The organism is Escherichia sp. WS1265, from assembly GCF_046487585.1.
Classification (GTDB): domain Bacteria; phylum Pseudomonadota; class Gammaproteobacteria; order Enterobacterales; family Enterobacteriaceae; genus Escherichia; species Escherichia coli.
This window is the reverse complement of the sequence record NZ_JBJQJE010000001.1, coordinates 39,194-55,785: the sequence shown is the minus strand read 5'-3', so window position 1 is coordinate 55,785 and position 16,592 is coordinate 39,194. Positions and strand designations below refer to the sequence as shown.

Here is a 16,592-nt window from a genome sequence, read left to right as displayed (position 1 = left end):
TCAGTCGCAAATATAGTGACTACCCTAACTAAGCAACAATAAGGAATACACTATGACTGTTCAAACAAGTAAAAATCCGCAGGTCGATATTGCTGAAGATAATGCATTCTTCCCTTCAGAATATTCGCTTAGCCAATATACCAGTCCTGTCTCTGATCTTGATGGCGTGGACTATCCAAAACCGTATCGCGGTAAACATAAAATTCTGGTGATCGCCGCGGACGAACGTTATTTGCCGACCGATAACGGGAAACTGTTCTCGACCGGTAACCATCCGATTGAAACGTTGCTGCCGTTGTATCATCTCCATGCTGCAGGTTTCGAATTCGAAGTGGCGACCATTTCCGGTCTGATGACCAAGTTTGAATACTGGGCTATGCCGCACAAAGATGAAAAAGTAATGCCATTCTTTGAGCAGCATAAATCGTTGTTCCGCAATCCGAAGAAACTCGCGGATGTTGTCGCCAGCCTCAACGCTGATAGCGAATATGCAGCAATCTTTGTTCCTGGTGGTCATGGCGCACTTATTGGTTTACCTGAAAGCCAGGACGTAGCTGCCGCTTTACAGTGGGCAATCAAAAATGACCGTTTCGTTATCTCCCTTTGCCACGGCCCGGCGGCTTTTCTGGCGCTTCGCCACGGCGATAACCCACTGAATGGTTATTCCATTTGCGCATTCCCAGACGCCGCAGACAAACAAACGCCAGAGATAGGCTATATGCCGGGTCATCTCACCTGGTACTTCGGCGAAGAGCTGAAGAAAATGGGCATGAACATTATTAATGACGACATCACTGGGCGAGTACATAAGGACCGTAAAGTTCTCACCGGCGACAGTCCTTTCGCAGCGAATGCGTTGGGTAAACTGGCGGCGCAGGAAATGCTGGCAGCTTATGCGGGTTAATCCCTGTTACGTATGAATGTAAGCGCATAATCAATCGCAGCCACGTTAATACTCACGACGTGGCTGCGTTTTTTCATGGTTGATTTATGGCGTACTGAAGCCCTATGTTAATTTCTTTGCGGTAACGTAATTCGGAACACATTATGCTTATTAAAATAGTGATACGTAGCACTTCCCCCATGCAATTCGGCAATCGCTTTGACTAAAGAAAGACCAAGTCCCTGACCTTCGGAATGACGCGAATTATCTCCCCGCCAAAATCTACGGAAGAGTTTTTCAGGCTCATTAATTTTCGTTCCAGGACTGGCGATATCAATATTAAGATAGCCGTTGGTATCAAGAAAACTGGTTATATGAATGCGCGATTTTTCTGGTGAATATCTAATGGCATTAACAATAAGATTCGATAACATTCGTTGCAGTAAAATTTTATCCGCAAAGATTTGCTGATTGCACTCGACCTTAAAGCAAATCTCTTTCTCGTCTGAAAGGTATTCAAGATAATCCAACAAATTTTCGACTTCCTTATTGAGAGAAAGCGAGTCCAGTTTCACCAAAACATTGTTTTTATCTGCCCGGGCAAGAAACAGTATGTTCTCTGTTAACCGCGAAATATTTTCCAGCTCTTCAATGTTACCGGCAATTGTTTTTTGATATTCAGCGATACTTCTGGTTTGACTGAGCGTAACCTGATTCTGACCCAGTAATGCATTAATGGGCGTTCTAAGTTCATGAGCGAGATCGTCAGCAAATTGACTTAGACGCTCAAAATCTTTGACTAAAGCATGATGCATTTTATTCAACGCCTGCCCAAGAGGTTTTAGTTCTCTCGGTAATGCGCTAACCTCAACAGGCTCCCGGCTATCGTTATAATTCAGCGCTTCCGTTACACCACTCAACTTTTTGATCTCTCGTAATCCCGTTCTGATTAACAGCGGACTTAATACTGAGCAAAGTACAATGGCGACAATGCAAATTATAATGCTATTAATTTTATACTGTTCAAGCATGTTATGTCTGGCTGAAGCCAATTTAGCCACAGTAACCGTTAATGATGGCGAAACTTCATCAATATTAATTCGTAAAGCATCAATCTCAGTATCATTAATAATGCTTCTGTAAATGCCAGCTGCGCTGATTGTCTCACTAGCAGGTATGTTATTTAACATGTCATCACTGACATTTGTCCGGTTAACAATTTTATTGATGCTATCACCATGAATGATCAAGATATCCTGACTAACATCCATCATCCGGTTAAAGTATACAGGTAACGTATCTGGATTTACCCCATCAATTAACAACTGCTTGATCTGTGCTGTCCGATTAATGAGTGTTGTATCATCGCGCCATTTCAACTCACTTGCCAGGCCATTATAGAGAGTCCAGACAATTCCAGCGCCAGCAACAGACAGCAGCAATATAAAAAGCAAGGTTAAACGGACGGTTATAGATAATCTTTTCATTATTTTTTTACCGCTACGAATGAATAGCCCATCCCCCGGATTGTGGCGATTAGCTTTTCAGGAAAAGGATCATCAACTTTTGCGCGGAGCCTGCGAATGGCGACATCCACCGTATTGGTATCACTATCAAAGTTGATTCCCCAAATTTCACTCGCAATAACCGTTCTGGGTATAATTTCGCCAGCTCTGGAGGCCAGTAGCCAAAGTAACTGAAACTCCTTGCGCGTCAGTGTAATACTGATATTGTCCCTGCTCACACTTTGACTTACAGAGTCCATTCTTAAGCCACTGATTTCTAATGTTGAATTCAAAGCGTGATGTTGCCTTAATTGTGCCCGAACCCTTGCCAGCAACTCAGAAAATGAAAAAGGTTTTACCAGATAATCATTTGCTCCACTGTCCAGCCCTCTGACTCTGTCATCGACAGAATCCCTTGCAGTAAGGCAAATAACAGGGGTTTGCTTTGCTGTTCTTAACGTTTGTAAGATCTGCCAGCCATCCATACCCGGAAGCATAATATCCAGAATGATCAATGCATAATCATCCTTCAGCGCAAGATAAAGCCCATCTCTGCCATCAGAAACGGCATCAATGACATAACCCGCTTCGGAAAGCCCCTGCGTTACCCACTCCTGGGTCCTTTGATTATCTTCAATAAGTAAAATCTTCATGAAAATAATATGCCATAAATCATATGTTATAGAAACAGCCTGGTTCATTACAAAATTGTAATGCTGCTGTAAGGTTACCCTGGCCGCTTTTTCGCTATCCTCAAAACTCATTCACATGACAAGGATATAAACATGTTAAAGCGTTATTTAGTACTCTCGGTAGCAACGGCAGCATTTTCATTACCTTCTTTGGTTTATGCCGCACAACAAAACATTCTTAGCGTGCACATTTTGAACCAGCAAACCGGAAAACCCGCTGCTGACGTGACAGTCACTCTTGAAAAGAAGGCGGATAACGGCTGGTTACAACTTAATACCGCCAAAACAGATAAGGATGGACGAATTAAGGCACTGTGGCCCGAGCAAACTGCGACTACTGGCGATTACCGTGTCGTATTTAAAACCGGGGACTATTTCAAGAAACAAAATCTTGAAAGTTTCTTCCCTGAGATCCCCGTTGAATTTCATATTAATAAAGTGAACGAGCATTATCATGTGCCTTTATTACTTAGCCAATATGGGTATTCAACCTATCGTGGCAGTTAAAGCATAAATATGTAAAAGCAGATCTCTGCTACTGTTAGGGAGGACACTCCCTGACAGATTAACAGTAAACGGCTCTTGCTGGCTAACGACAAAAAAGTGTGATGGCTTATGAAAAAGAATCAATTTTTAAAAGAATCAGATGTTACGGCCGAGTCGGTATTCTTTATGAAGCGTCGGCAGGTGTTAAAAGCACTGGGCATCAGCGCAGCTGCACTTTCTTTGCCTCACGCTGCGCATGCCGATCTGCTTAGCTGGTTTAAAGGGAACGATCGCCCACCCGCCCCCGCCGGAAAACCGCTGGAGTTCAGCAAGCCTGCCGCCTGGCAAAATAACCTGCCACTGACGCCAGCAGATAAAGTTTCCGGCTATAACAACTTCTATGAATTCGGGCTGGATAAAGCCGATCCCGCCGCTAATGCTGGTAGCCTGAAAACCGATCCATGGACACTGAAAATCAGCGGCGAAGTGGCAAAACCATTGACCCTCGATCACGATGATTTAACCCGTCGCTTCCCGCTGGAAGAGCGTATTTATCGTATGCGCTGCGTGGAAGCGTGGTCGATGGTGGTGCCGTGGATTGGTTTTCCGCTGCACAAATTGCTGGCGCTTGCCGAACCCACCAGCAATGCGAAGTATGTCGCTTTCGAAACAATTTATGCACCGGAACAGATGCCTGGTCAGCAGGACCGCTTTATCGGCGGCGGGCTGAAATATCCTTATGTCGAAGGATTGCGTCTCGACGAAGCAATGCATCCGCTCACACTGATGACCGTGGGTGTTTATGGCAAGGCGTTACCGCCACAAAATGGCGCGCCGGTACGACTGATTGTGCCGTGGAAATATGGCTTTAAAGGGATTAAATCGATAGTCAGTATTAAGCTGACCCGCGAGCGTCCGCCAACCACCTGGAATCTGGCAGCGCCTGACGAATACGGTTTTTACGCCAACGTTAATCCGCATGTTGATCACCCGCGCTGGTCACAGGCTACCGAACGATTTATTGGTTCAGGCGGCATCCTCGATGTACAGCGCCAGCCAACGCTACTGTTTAATGGTTACGCCGACCAGGTGGCATCGCTGTATCGTGGCCTGGATTTGCGGGAGAATTTCTGAATGCGTCTGACATCAAAACAGGTGACATGGCTGAAAGTTAGCCTGCATCTTGCCGGATTGTTGCCGTTTCTCTGGCTGGTCTGGGCGATCAATCACGGTGGACTGGGTGCCGATCCGGTGAAAGATATTCAGCATTTTACCGGTCGCACTGCACTGAAATTTTTGCTGGCGACCTTGTTAATCACACCTCTGGCACGCTACGCAAAACAGCCGTTATTGATACGCACTCGCCGCCTGTTAGGCTTATGGTGCTTTGCCTGGGCGACACTGCATTTAACCAGTTACGCATTGCTGGAGCTGGGCGTGAATAATCTGGCGTTATTAGGTAAGGAGTTAATTACCCGGCCTTATTTAACGTTAGGAATTATCAGCTGGGTTATTTTGCTTGCTTTAGCGTTTACTTCAACCCAGGCGATGCAGCGAAAACTCGGCAAGCACTGGCAACAGTTGCATAATTTCGTCTATCTTGTCGCGATCCTGGCCCCAATACATTATCTGTGGTCAGTGAAGATTATTTCACCGCAGCCGCTCATCTACGCTGGGCTGGCTGTACTGCTTTTAGCCTTACGGTATAAGAAGTTGCGTTCCCTTTTTAACCGGTTACGCAAGCAGGTTCACAACAAATTATCTGTATAACTTCATATTGCCGACAAAGTACGCGTTATCCCTGCCGGATGCGGCGCGAGCGCCCTATCCGGCCTACGCAGATCACATCAGGTTATGTTTCGTTTGTCATCAACCTCAAATTATCAACCTAATTCATTTTATTTCAATAAGATAGATAAGTACACCTGAGAAAACTATGCTCTCATCTCCTAAGAGTTGTTGCATTTTGTCATATGTTACAATATAACATTACACATCATATACAATGACTCTGGAGGAAACTGTTTTGGCGATTCGTCTTCACAAACTGGCTGTTGCTTTAGGTGTCTTTATTGTTAGCGCTCCTGCCTTTTCGCATGGTCATCACTCACACGGCAAACCCTTAACAGAGGTCGAACAAAAAGCTGCTAATGGTGTTTTTGATGATGCCAATGTACAAAACCGAACGCTCAGTGACTGGGATGGAGTCTGGCAATCCGTTTATCCTTTACTGCAAAGTGGCAAACTTGGCCCCGTCTTTCAGAAGAAAGCGGATGCAGATAAAACCAAAACATTTGCTGAAATTAAAGATTATTATCACAAAGGTTATGCGACAGATATCGAGATGATTGGCATTGAGGACGGCATTGTTGAATTCCATAGAAATAATGAAACAACATCCTGTAAATATGATTACGATGGATACAAAATACTCACTTACAAATCAGGTAAGAAAGGCGTTCGTTACTTATTCGAATGTAAAGATCCTGAAAGCAAAGCCCCTAAATATATACAATTTAGCGATCATATAATTGCACCACGAAAATCATCTCATTTTCACATTTTTATGGGTAATGATTCACAGCAATCTTTATTAAATGAAATGGAAAACTGGCCAACGTATTATCCATATCAGTTGAGTAGCGAAGAAGTGGTCGAGGAAATGATGTCTCATTGAGTATTCTCATGATAACGCCTCGATGCCGCTTTAGTAAGTCATCATAACTACCACTGGTCCATCCACAAACGCCACTGAACGCAAGCTAGCTACAGACACGCTCATCACTATGACGTGTCTGTATATTAAATAAGCTAACCCGCATTGAGTTAACCAATAACGGATTCCATACACAATACGGCCAACAGAGAAAGATACCTGTGCTCACGCCATTGCTTATATTGGCTGGTTACAATGTGCACTATCAATTTTTTAAATAACAAATTCTTAAAACCACATCTGTATAAGGAATTTTTAAGGTTCATGGGATAGCTTGACTGTGAAAATTACAGGAGCTACAAAAATGAACCGATTCTCAAAAACTCAAATTTATTTACATTGGATAACGCTGCTTTTCATTGCAATAACCTATGCCGCGATGGAACTCCGTGGCTGGTTTCCTAAAGGTAGTAGTACTTATCTGCTCATGCGAGAAATACATTACAATGCGGGTATATTCGTTTGAGTGTTAATGTTTTCACGCCTGATTATAAAACACCGTTATAGTGATCCTTCTATTGTGCCACCGCCACCTGCCTGGCAAATGAAAGCGGCTTCGCTAATGCACATCATGCTTTATATAACCTTCCTTGCACTTCCTCTGCTGGGGATTGCTTTGATGGCTTACAGTGGAAAATCGTGGAGTTTCCTTGGTTTCAATGTGTCTCCCTTTGTTACCCCAAACAGCGAAATTAAAGCACTGATAAAAAATATTCACGAAACCTGGGCAAATATAGGCTACTTTTTAATCGCAGCTCACGCTGGCGCAGCACTCTTTCATCACTACATTCAGAAAGATAATACTCTGTTACGAATGATGCCTCGCCGCAAATAAGTCGATCCCCTGACAAGGAAATGTGAACCATGGACATCAACGCGTCATAAATGTTTACGCAAGTGCACAATGCACCCTTTCCACTATCAACAAGGAGGAGCAGAAACTGTGTAAATCGTACAATGGTAAGACTTATCAAAAATACAGGTTAATTTTGGTATTTAAACCTTTTTTACTTGTTAGTATGATACAAAGGCTTTCAAAAAAGCTGGGAAATTCAACAACTCTTGGAAATTATGGACTTTGTCCCGCGGCTTTAATCTGACGGCCGCGTTCCTTTTTTGACTCAATTATTGACCCCTTCTCTACGCAACTTCAGTTCCCACCACCAACTTTGCGGCAGTTTCATAGGATGAATGTCTAAAAGAATAATGGTGAGCGATAAGAAAACGACTGAATAACTGCACATTTTCGCTCGAAAGCTTCCTGTCAGATCCATAGCGAATCAAGTGCTGAATGTCACAGTATCGAACAGAAAACAGTGACGATCTAACCCTTCAAGAATATTCTACGATTGTTCTGTTTAGGAAAAGCAAGGCGGGAAGTCGGGAGATAAGTCATTGATAAAGTGGCGGAGAGAGGGGGATTTGAACCCCCGGTAGAGTTGCCCCTACTCCGGTTTTCGAGACCGGTCCGTTCAGCCGCTCCGGCATCTCTCCGTTCAGATGGTTGCCATGATGCCAGGAAATTTGGCATTTTAACAGTCCCTGTCCGTGCAATTTTGTTCAAGTGACGAGTTTGCGAGCAAAACGATGATTAAGTGGCCCTGGAAAGTACAAGAATCAGCACATCAAACTGCCCTTCCCTGGCAGGAAGCACTATCGATCCCCCTTTTAACGGGTCTGACGGAACAGGAACAAAGCAAATTAGTCACTCTTGCCGAACGTTTTTTACAGCAAAAGCGGCTTGTTCCTTTACAGGGCTTTGAACTGGATTCATTAAGAAGCTGCCGGATAGCACTTCTATTTTGCCTACCCGTTCTGGAGTTAGGACTGGAATGGCTGGATGGTTTTCATGAAGTCTTAATTTATCCTGCGCCATTTGTGGTCGATGATGAATGGGAAGACGATATCGGTCTGGTGCATAACCAACGTATTGTTCAGTCAGGTCAGAGCTGGCAGCAAGGGCCTATCGTTTTGAACTGGTTGGATATACAAGATTCTTTTGATGCTTCTGGTTTTAACCTGATTATTCATGAAGTCGCTCATAAGCTGGACACCCGTAACGGCGATCGCGCCAGCGGAGTTCCCTTTATTCCGTTGCGTGAGGTTGCTGGCTGGGAACACGATCTTCATGCTGCAATGAACAACATTCAGGAAGAAATCGAATTGGTTGGCGAGAATGCGGCGAGCATTGATGCTTATGCAGCCAGCGATCCTGCTGAATGTTTTGCCGTACTTTCTGAATATTTCTTTAGCGCCCCAGAACTTTTTGCTCCTCGTTTCCCTTCATTGTGGCAACGTTTCTGCCAATTTTATCAACAAGATCCTTTGCAGAGACTGCATCACGCTAATGATACAGACTCGTTTTCGGCGACGAATGTTCATTAATTAACAACTTTGCAGATTAATTAACCAATTGAAATGACTTATGAAATTTAGTGTTGACAGACAAGGTACCGCTAAGTAATATTCGCCCCGTTCACACGATTCCTCTGTAGTTCAGTCGGTAGAACGGCGGACTGTTAATCCGTATGTCACTGGTTCGAGTCCAGTCAGAGGAGCCAATTTGCTGTTTTCATGCATCCTTGCGAATCATTATATGATGTTGGTTCAACAGGTTAGCGTGAAAACTCTTCCCGGTGCATTTTGATTTTACCCTCCGCATCGGGAAAAATTGGTGGTCAAATCTGGGGTCAGGTTAGTTCGATAATGGAGCGACCCCCATATGTCCCTTACCGACGCGAAAATCCGCACTCTCAAACCTTCTGATAAACCCTTTAAAGTCTCCGATTCCCACGGTCTGTATCTGCTGGTCAAGCCGGGTGGCTCACGTCACTGGTATCTCAAGTACCGTATTAACGGTAAAGAATCGCGCATTGCGCTGGGTGCCTATCCTGCCGTCTCCCTCTCTGATGCGCGACAGCAGCGTGAAGGTGTCCGTAAAATGCTGGCGCTGAATATCAACCCGGTACAGCAGCGGGCTGCTGAACGTGGCTCACGAACACCGGATAAAGTTTTTAAAAACGTGGCGCTGGCGTGGCATAAAAGTAACCGGAAATGGTCGCAGAACACCGCTGACCGTCTGCTTGCCAGCCTGAACAATCACATCTTTCCGGTCATTGGCAACCTGCCTGTATCAGAACTTAAACCCCGTCATTTCATTGACCTGCTGAAAAGGATCGAGGAAAAAGGTCTGCTGGAAGTTGCGTCCCGCACGCGGCAGCACCTGAGTAACATAATGCGCCATGCGGTTCATCAGGGGTTAATCGATACGAACCCGGCAGCAAATCTTGGCGGCGTGACCACACCTCCTGTCAGACGGCACTATCCTGCCCTGCCACTGGAGCGGCTGCCTGAACTGCTTGAACGTATTGGGGCATATCATCAGGGTCGTGAACTGACGCGGTTGGCCGTCCTGCTGATGCTGCATGTGTTCATTCGCTCCAGTGAACTGCGTTTCGCCCGCTGGTCAGAGATTGATTTCACAAACCGAGTCTGGACGATACCCGCGACGCGAGAACCCATTATTGGAGTGCGTTATTCCGGCCGCGGGGCCAAAATGCGAATGTCGCATATCGTCCCCCTCTCAGAACAGTCCATCGCCATTCTGAAACAGATTAAGGATATCACCGGTAATAATGAACTGATCTTCCCCGGCGACCATAACCCGTATAAGCCAATGTGTGAAAACACGGTCAATAAGGCACTGCGGGTGATGGGCTACGACACGAAAAAGGATATCTGCGGTCACGGCTTCCGGGCAATGGCATGCAGTGCGCTGATGGAATCGGGTTTATGGGCAAAGGACGCAGTAGAACGCCAGATGAGTCATCAGGAGCGCAATACCGTGCGCATGGCTTATATTCATAAAGCAGAGCACCTAGAAGCCCGCAAAGCGATGATGCAGTGGTGGTCGGATTATCTGGAAGCATGCCGAGAATCTTATGCACCGCCTTATACAATTGGTAAAAATAAGTTTATCCCATAGTATACTAACGAATCCCACACTCTGGCAAATTACCACCACCTCTACAGGAGGTGGTTCTATATAGACTTTTATCAACTTCATGACGAAAAACACCTATTTTATCCAAAAAGAAGACAATAGAGTCACAGAGGAATCAAAGAGCGACTCAATTGTCTTTGGACAGTCTGGTTGTGAGGTTAGAAAACAGTTACTCCTACACCATTAAATAGGGCGCAATGCTCGCTAATTTCTCCCGGGTTTCCGTCAGTTCGCGTTCCGGTGTAGATTGCGCGATGATTCCCGCCCCCGCTTGTATCCAGCAGCGCTGGCTGTCCTGAAATACGGAACGCAGAACTAGCGCCGCATCGAAGCGCATATCGTCCAGCAGCAGAATTGCGCCGGAATAGAGCTCTCGCGGCGTCTTCTCAATTTGCATAATCGCGTTCAGGGCAGCGTTTTTAGGGATACCTGAGGCGGTAATCGACGGAAACAGCACGGTAAACGCATCCCAGGCATCCTTGTTTTCCGCAAGCTGACCGCTCACGCCGGACCCCAGATGCTGAACGCTGCCGCGCTGGCGAACCGACATTAAATCTTCAACCACCACGCTGCCCGGCAGGCAAACGGCCTCCAGTTCAGCAATCGCTTCTTTGACAGAAAGGATATGCTCAAGCACCTCTTTACTGTCGTGCAGCAGTTCTGCCTCTTTCGCCTTATTATGCTCCGGGTTTCCCATGCGATCGCGGGTGCCCGCAAGCGGTTCAGTGACCACTTTATTGCCCGTCACTGACATCACCAGTTCCGGGCTAAAGCCCAGCGCTTCGCGTCCTTCCTGACGGAACATAAACGAGCGCACAGGTGTATTTGCCTGCCGCCCGTATAACAGCGTGGCGGGCATATCAATCCGCGATGGCAGGGGAATAGCGCGCGAGACAATCACTTTGACATACTCGCCACGGCGGATCTCCGCAACGGCGCGTGCAACCTGTTGTTTATACGCCTCGCCATTGAGGGCGGTATCCACCGCCAGTGGTGCGTTCTGCGTCGTTGTACTGGCCTCTTTTACCCACTCACACAAACGTCGGCCCCCGTCGGCGGAGTCCGCATAAACGGTGACATTTCCCTTTTCAAAAATAAGTTCTTCACGGGGAACGGTTAACGTCAGCAGCGGCCACTCCCCGGCGTTAAAGGCAATCCCCCGCGCATGCGCCGCAAAGTTGAACCCAACCTGTCCATAAACCCGACGTCCTTTCACCTGAGGATGTGCCATAAAACGACGCGCGCAGTCGGTAATGGAATCCACCGCCCATTGTTGCTCCCCGGCATCATCAATAAATGTCGCCTGCGTTCCGTCGGCATTAATGTGCAACCGTGCCAGGCACCCTTTGCCTAAATACCAACAGGGTTGACGCTCATAGACATAACACTCTTCTTCTGCGAACTGGCGTAAAACGCCAGAAATCGTCGGCAGCCATTGTTCCTCTGGTAACGCCAGGTGTAAAAATTCACTGATTTTCATCCCTTACCTCTCTGTGTTATTCCCGGATCAATCAATTGCGCTTGTCATCAGTTCTCTTGCCGAATGCAGCCGGATATAAGCAACCCACGCCGCCAGCAACGTGAATACCCCGGCAAACAGGAAGCAGGCCGCATAGCCAAAATGTTGAGCAACAACGCCGCCGATAACACCAGCCAGGATGGCGATTGCCGCGTCAGTACATTGAAAGAGGGTGAAGTCGACACCGGCCTGCAAAGGCGATGAAAGCGACATCAGCGTGGCGTAAAGACAGACCAGCGCGCAGGCCAGCGAAATGGACTGGACAATGACCAGACACTGGAGAATCGGCAGCAACAGATGACCCGGCGCCATCATGAACGTCATCACCACCGCCAGCAGCGCGATCCCCTGGACGCCATAAGCCGTCAACAGCGCTCTGCCGGGTGAGGTGTATTTCATCAGTAATCCGCCGGCCAGCGTTCCTGCTATGCCCGCTGCAATATTGCCGCCGCTGAACAGCGCGCCCAACGCAGACATGCTCAACCCATGATCCAACAACAGCGGCGCCAGAAGAGGCAGCACAAACCGCATACCTGAATTCAGCATTAATACCAGCAGTAAGCCCAGGCGCGCCTGCTTCCTCCTTAGCGCATAACCTAACGCCGGAACATGCGGGATAGGCGCTGTTCGCGTCGGCTCCGTAATGCGCCACAGCGGGAATGACAGCGCCATAATCAGCATCGCCATCATCAGCATGGCGACAGGCCAGCCGGATGCTGCCGACAACATTAGGAACACCCCGCCGCCGCACATCATTCCCAGATAGCTGCCGCCGACCTGCACGCTGTTTCCCCAGCCGTAACCCGCGCGAGTCAGTTGATCGACGCAAAAGCCGTCGCTGGCGATATCAATGGTGGAAGCGACCGTGCCTGCCACCATAAACAGAACAAATAACGCGACGATTTGCGTATCGGGAAATCCTCCTTCTCGCCCAAACCAGCCAATCGCTGCGGCAATCATCAGGATCGCCGCTAGCGCGACCTGACCACGCAGGATTAACATCCGCGAACGGCGTTCCTGGCTACCGGGCGGAAGCCGCCAGCGTTCGATCCACGGCGCCCAAATAAACTTCAGCGCCCAGGGCAGCATGAACAGGGTTGTCGCACCGGCAAGCGCCAGCGATCCGCCAGCAGCGCGCACCAGCGCGGGTAAGGACTGCATAGACAGCGCCGATACCAGACTCTGCGTCACATAGACGCCGGCAATAGCAAAAATCACCCGCCCGGTCGTCAACGTCAGCGGTTTCACATTCGACTGAACATCACTCATGCACCCACTCTCCAGACGCGGAAACCCCGTCGTCGCGCCACACGCGCGCGGCCATTTGCGCCTGCCACAGCGCCTGATAACGTCCATGATGTGAGAGCAATTGTGCATGAGTACCCTGCTCAACCACCTGTCCCTCTTCCATCACCAGAATGTTTCCGGCCCCGGCGATGGTGGATAAACGGTGAGCGATGATAATCACCGTCCGGTTGTGAACCAGGTTATCGATCGCTTTTTGCACCGCCAGCTCGCTTTCAATATCCAGCGCGGCAGTCGGTTCATCGAGAATGACGACCGGCGCGTTTTTCAATAACGCTCTGGCAATGGAAATCCGCTGGCGCTCGCCGCCCGATAGCTGGCCGCCCATCTCTCCCATTGGCGTCAGCCAGCCTTGCGGAAGACGGGAAATAAACTCAAGGCACTGCGCCGCGCGGGCGGCCTCTTCTACCTCCTGCCGCGTCGCCTGTGGGCGCGCGATACGGATATTCGCCAGCAGCGTGTCATCAAACAGCCAGACATCCTGGAAAACAACAGAAATCAGGCTATTGAGCTGTTCCGGCGTCAGGCGGCGAATATCGACGCCGCCAATAGAAATCTGCCCTTGCTGCGGATCGGCATAGCGCATTAACAGTTTGGTGACCGTAGTTTTGCCTGCGCCGGAGGCACCCACCAGCGCGCTCATACTGGCTGCCGGGAACGTCAAAGAAACATGATTAAGCGCGTGGCCGTCGCCTTCTTCGTAGCGATAGCTGACGTTGTCAAAGCGGATATCGTAACGTTCCGGCATCTCGCTTTGCTCTGCGACGGGAAGCGGTGCTATCGCCATAAACCGCTCAATCCGTTGCAGGGCGCTGGCGATCAGTTCCACAACCGAGGTGTAGCTGATAAACATCGCCATCGGTTCTGCGAAGCGCATAATCATCGCGACGGCGGCAATCAAAAAGGCGAGGTTCAGAGTGCCCGTCACTACCCAGACGATCCCGGATAACACCACCACCTGTAGGCCCAACTCCACGACGCTGGCGATCAGCATCGTCGCGCCAGCGCCCTGACGGTGAGTGCGGGTCTGTAAGTTTTCCAGCGCATTGAAATGCGCCAGCAGCGCCCGGCTTTTATCGGCATCGCTGCCGCAGGTGCGCAATACCATCATCCCCTGAGCAAATTCAACGATATCGCCGCTCAGACGCTGGTGCGCTTCCCCCAGCGTCTGCATTTGTCGCCGCATCGCCGGGCGGCGCCAGTAATAAAACGGCACCAGCAGAGGGAAGATCAGCAACATCACCAGCCCCAGCCGCCAGTCTATCCACAATGTCGCCAGCGACGCCGTCAGCGGCGTGACAATGGTGAGCAGCAAAATATTGGCTATCGCAATAACATAATTGAGGTTTTCATCCACGCTGCCCAGCAGCAAGGCGTTCATTTCACCCGCCCTGCCGCGCTGGAGCTTCTCCAGCGGCACGCGGCGTAACTGCTCGCCAAGTTGCAGGCGCAACTCATGGGTGGCCTGCGCCAGATGACCACGGTATTCAAAGCCCAGGCCATACCAGCGTAGCACCAGCGTCACAATTGCGGCGACGCTGAAGGCCATAGCCCAGTTAAGAAGTTGCGGCGCGTCTCCCCGTAACAGCGCATCAATGATCGGATAAAGACAGGCAAAGGCGATCCCCTGCATGAATGCCGCCAGCAACAGCGCCAGCATACTGCGTCGCAGCATCCTGGCCTGACTGCCAACGCTGGAGATAAGCTGGCGCCAGTTGACGCGCCAGGCCAGGTTATCCGCAGGATTATTGTCTTTCATTTTCCACCACCTCTTCCTGTGTTCCACCCGGCACCCAATGCTGCGCCTGCTGATAGTGTTGCCAGAGCCGTTGATACAGGCCGCCCTGCGCCAACAGTTGCGTATGGTTCCCCATTTCCCTGAGCTGTCCGTCGGAAAACAGCAATATCACATCGGCCTGAGTCACCATTGAGAGACGATGCGCGACCATGATGACCGTCCGGCCACGCATGGCCGCCGCGAGCGCCTTGATAAGCGCCGCTTCGTTTTCCGGGTCAGCAAACGCCGTCGCCTCATCGAGCACCAGGATGGGGCGATCCTGCAAAAGCGCCCGGGCGATAGTAATGCGCTGCCGCTGGCCGCCGGAGAGAAATACCCCACGTTCCCCGACTCGTGTGTTGTAACCTTCTGGCAGAGCGCTAATAAAATCATGGGCCTGCGCCACTCTGGCCGCCGCTATTACCGCCTCCAGCGGCGTATCCGGCGCGCCCAGACGAATGTTATTGGCTATCGTGTCGGCAAAAAGGAAGTTGTCCTGAGACACAAACGAGAGTTGCTTCATCAGGGTGTCCGTCTGCATATCACGCAGATCCACGCCTCCAATACGGATATGGCCTTTGTCCGGGTCGGCGTAACGCAGCAGCAAGCGCGCCACGGTGCTTTTTCCGGCGCCGCTTGGCCCGACCAGCGCCACAATTTGCCCGGCAGGCACATGAAAGCTCACCTCCTGCGACGCGGCGCCAGTACGCGCTTGCGGATAATGAAAGCTCACCTGCTCAAAGGTAATGCTCGCCTCTTGCGGCTGCTGGTCAGACTGCGGCAGCGATAACTCCGGCATCGCGAGAACCTGATAAATACGCTGAATGCTTAAACGCGTTTGCGCGACCAGGTTATTGAGCATCATCATTGGCATTACGGCTTCGGCCATTCCGCTGCCCAGCAGTAAAACGGCCACCCACGCGATAAAATCGAAACTGCCATAGTGCAGCAGGCCGTATCCCGACCAGATCAGGACAAACAGGGTCGGGAGAGGATTCAGAATCGAGAAGGAAAAACGCGCTGAAAAACCGGCTTTGCGATACCAGGTTTTGAGCACATCGACCCACTCTTCAAGGGCTCGTTGATAGCGCAAAAAACTGGTGCTGCCGCTATCAAACGTTCTCACCACGGGCATGGCCTGCACGAACTCAATCACCGCCGCGCTAACCTGCTCGCGCGCCTTATGATAACGCTGAGCCATATCTTCCGAACGCTGGCGGGCGAGCACGAGAACAACCGATCCAAACGCCAGTACCCCCAGCGTCGCGATTGCCAGCCGCCAGTCCAGCCAGAACAAGATAACGATTGTCGCCAGCGGCATGATGATCGCGCGGGCATAGAGCGGCGTGCTGTCGGCCACAAAAATATGTAACGACTTCACGTCATCCAGCATCACTTTCGCCACTGACCCGCTGCCCATTTGCTGTAACACGCCAGGCGGAAGCTGCAATGCTTTACGGGCTAACCTGCTGCGCAGAATGTTCTCCAGATGAAAAGCCGCGTAATGAGAGGTGTTGAACGCCTGTAAGCGCAGAACAAAAGTTAAGACCACGCAGCCGATCACGCCGCCCAGCGGCCAGGCCGGAATAGCGTCAGGCGTCGCGCGAATGTCACGCAGGCTCCACGCTAGAAAAAGGAGCGCCCCCAGGCTGGTTAATGCCGCCAGCCCCGCCAGCGCCATAGCTAAAATAACCTTCCTGCGAACC

At 49.7% G+C, this 16,592-nt stretch carries 13 protein-coding genes, 2 tRNA genes and 1 pseudogene; 9 read left to right on the top strand and 7 right to left on the bottom strand.

The window, feature by feature from the left end; translation table 11 throughout:
- Positions 1-52 precede the first annotated feature (52 nt).
- Entirely contained in the window at positions 53-904 is an 852-nt protein-coding gene (gene hchA / locus ACJHX3_RS00210) for a glyoxalase III HchA (RefSeq protein WP_000218214.1), read from the top strand.
- A 107-nt stretch (positions 905-1,011) separates the two neighbouring features.
- On the opposite strand, the gene hprS is transcribed toward hchA, so the two are convergent.
- Together hprS and hprR are read right to left on the bottom strand one after the other, a co-directional pair.
- Positions 1,012-2,370 (bottom strand): two-component system sensor histidine kinase HprS, encoded by a 1,359-nt coding sequence (hprS, locus tag ACJHX3_RS00205; protein WP_000826766.1) that lies wholly within the window; start codon positions 2,368-2,370, stop codon positions 1,012-1,014.
- Positions 2,370-3,041, bottom strand: coding sequence for a response regulator transcription factor HprR (hprR, locus tag ACJHX3_RS00200; RefSeq protein ID WP_001339045.1), 672 nt, complete (start codon positions 3,039-3,041; stop codon positions 2,370-2,372). The genes hprS and hprR overlap by 1 nt, the downstream gene beginning before the upstream one ends.
- A 132-nt stretch (positions 3,042-3,173) precedes the next feature.
- On the opposite strand from hprR, the gene hiuH reads away from it, so the two are divergent.
- From hiuH to ACJHX3_RS00175, 5 genes and pseudogenes are all read left to right on the top strand, one after another.
- Positions 3,174-3,587, top strand: coding sequence for a hydroxyisourate hydrolase (gene hiuH / locus ACJHX3_RS00195; RefSeq protein WP_000920127.1), 414 nt, complete (start codon positions 3,174-3,176; stop codon positions 3,585-3,587).
- 108 nt (positions 3,588-3,695) lie between these two features.
- Complete coding sequence (msrP, locus tag ACJHX3_RS00190) at positions 3,696-4,700, top strand: protein-methionine-sulfoxide reductase catalytic subunit MsrP (RefSeq protein WP_000740094.1); 1,005 nt, start codon at positions 3,696-3,698, stop codon at positions 4,698-4,700.
- Positions 4,701-5,336 (top strand): protein-methionine-sulfoxide reductase heme-binding subunit MsrQ, encoded by a 636-nt coding sequence (msrQ, locus tag ACJHX3_RS00185; RefSeq protein ID WP_069722692.1) that lies wholly within the window; start codon positions 4,701-4,703, stop codon positions 5,334-5,336.
- A 256-nt stretch (positions 5,337-5,592) separates the two neighbouring features.
- The gene (gene zinT, locus ACJHX3_RS00180) at positions 5,593-6,243 is read left to right on the top strand and encodes a metal-binding protein ZinT (protein ID WP_001007770.1); all 651 of its coding nucleotides are present in this window, start codon (positions 5,593-5,595) and stop codon (positions 6,241-6,243) included.
- A gap of 343 nt (positions 6,244-6,586) precedes the next feature.
- Positions 6,587-7,117: pseudogene (locus ACJHX3_RS00175) on the top strand (cytochrome b).
- Between the two features lie 569 nt (positions 7,118-7,686).
- Here ACJHX3_RS00175 and ACJHX3_RS00170 read toward each other — a convergent pair.
- Positions 7,687-7,776 (bottom strand) — tRNA-Ser (locus ACJHX3_RS00170).
- Positions 7,777-7,869: 93 nt separating this feature from the next.
- On the opposite strand from ACJHX3_RS00170, the gene mtfA reads away from it, so the two are divergent.
- The 3 genes from mtfA to ACJHX3_RS00155 all read left to right on the top strand — a co-directional run bounded on the left by mtfA (position 7,870) and on the right by ACJHX3_RS00155 (position 10,267).
- Positions 7,870-8,667: a DgsA anti-repressor MtfA gene (gene mtfA / locus ACJHX3_RS00165; RefSeq protein WP_001392298.1), complete on the top strand. Its 798-nt coding sequence runs from the start codon at positions 7,870-7,872 to the stop codon at positions 8,665-8,667.
- A 100-nt stretch (positions 8,668-8,767) separates the two neighbouring features.
- Positions 8,768-8,843 (top strand) — tRNA-Asn (locus tag ACJHX3_RS00160).
- Between the two features lie 161 nt (positions 8,844-9,004).
- Complete coding sequence (locus ACJHX3_RS00155) at positions 9,005-10,267, top strand: tyrosine-type recombinase/integrase (RefSeq protein ID WP_000059620.1); 1,263 nt, start codon at positions 9,005-9,007, stop codon at positions 10,265-10,267.
- 193 nt (positions 10,268-10,460) lie between these two features.
- Here ACJHX3_RS00155 and ybtS read toward each other — a convergent pair whose 3' ends face one another.
- Genes ybtS through ybtP form a run of 4 tightly spaced genes read right to left on the bottom strand, consistent with a single transcriptional unit; the run spans position 10,461 to position 16,567 of the window.
- Positions 10,461-11,765 (bottom strand): yersiniabactin biosynthesis salicylate synthase Irp9/YbtS, encoded by a 1,305-nt coding sequence (gene ybtS / locus ACJHX3_RS00150; protein ID WP_000703034.1) that lies wholly within the window; start codon positions 11,763-11,765, stop codon positions 10,461-10,463.
- Between the two features lie 27 nt (positions 11,766-11,792).
- Positions 11,793-13,073, bottom strand: a complete 1,281-nt coding sequence (gene ybtX / locus ACJHX3_RS00145; protein WP_001286279.1) for a yersiniabactin-associated zinc MFS transporter YbtX — start codon at positions 13,071-13,073, stop codon at positions 11,793-11,795.
- Positions 13,066-14,868, bottom strand: coding sequence for a yersiniabactin ABC transporter ATP-binding/permease protein YbtQ (gene ybtQ, locus ACJHX3_RS00140; protein WP_023286676.1), 1,803 nt, complete (start codon positions 14,866-14,868; stop codon positions 13,066-13,068). The genes ybtX and ybtQ overlap by 8 nt, the downstream gene beginning before the upstream one ends.
- Positions 14,855-16,567: a yersiniabactin ABC transporter ATP-binding/permease protein YbtP gene (ybtP, locus tag ACJHX3_RS00135; protein ID WP_069723317.1), complete on the bottom strand. Its 1,713-nt coding sequence runs from the start codon at positions 16,565-16,567 to the stop codon at positions 14,855-14,857. Before ybtP ends, ybtQ begins: the two co-directional genes overlap by 14 nt.
- Positions 16,568-16,592: the final 25 nt, after the last annotated feature.

Bases quoted from the DNA above. Each gene is read 5' to 3' on its own strand.
- msrP (WP_000740094.1), top strand. From the start codon at position 3,696: ATGAAAAAGAATCAATTTTTAAAAGAATCAGATGTTACGGCCGAGTCG.
- hiuH (WP_000920127.1), top strand. From the start codon at position 3,174: ATGTTAAAGCGTTATTTAGTACTCTCGGTAGCAACGGCAGCATTTTCA.
- ybtX (WP_001286279.1), bottom strand. From the start codon at position 13,073: ATGAGTGATGTTCAGTCGAATGTGAAACCGCTGACGTTGACGACCGGG.
- ybtS (WP_000703034.1), bottom strand. From the start codon at position 11,765: ATGAAAATCAGTGAATTTTTACACCTGGCGTTACCAGAGGAACAATGG.
- hchA (WP_000218214.1), top strand. From the start codon at position 53: ATGACTGTTCAAACAAGTAAAAATCCGCAGGTCGATATTGCTGAAGAT.
- msrQ (WP_069722692.1), top strand. From the start codon at position 4,701: ATGCGTCTGACATCAAAACAGGTGACATGGCTGAAAGTTAGCCTGCAT.
- hprS (WP_000826766.1), bottom strand. From the start codon at position 2,370: ATGAAAAGATTATCTATAACCGTCCGTTTAACCTTGCTTTTTATATTG.
- ACJHX3_RS00155 (WP_000059620.1), top strand. From the start codon at position 9,005: ATGTCCCTTACCGACGCGAAAATCCGCACTCTCAAACCTTCTGATAAA.
- hprR (WP_001339045.1), bottom strand. From the start codon at position 3,041: ATGAAGATTTTACTTATTGAAGATAATCAAAGGACCCAGGAGTGGGTA.
- ybtP (WP_069723317.1), bottom strand. From the start codon at position 16,567: ATGGCGCTGGCGGGGCTGGCGGCATTAACCAGCCTGGGGGCGCTCCTT.
- ybtQ (WP_023286676.1), bottom strand. From the start codon at position 14,868: ATGAAAGACAATAATCCTGCGGATAACCTGGCCTGGCGCGTCAACTGG.
- mtfA (WP_001392298.1), top strand. From the start codon at position 7,870: ATGATTAAGTGGCCCTGGAAAGTACAAGAATCAGCACATCAAACTGCC.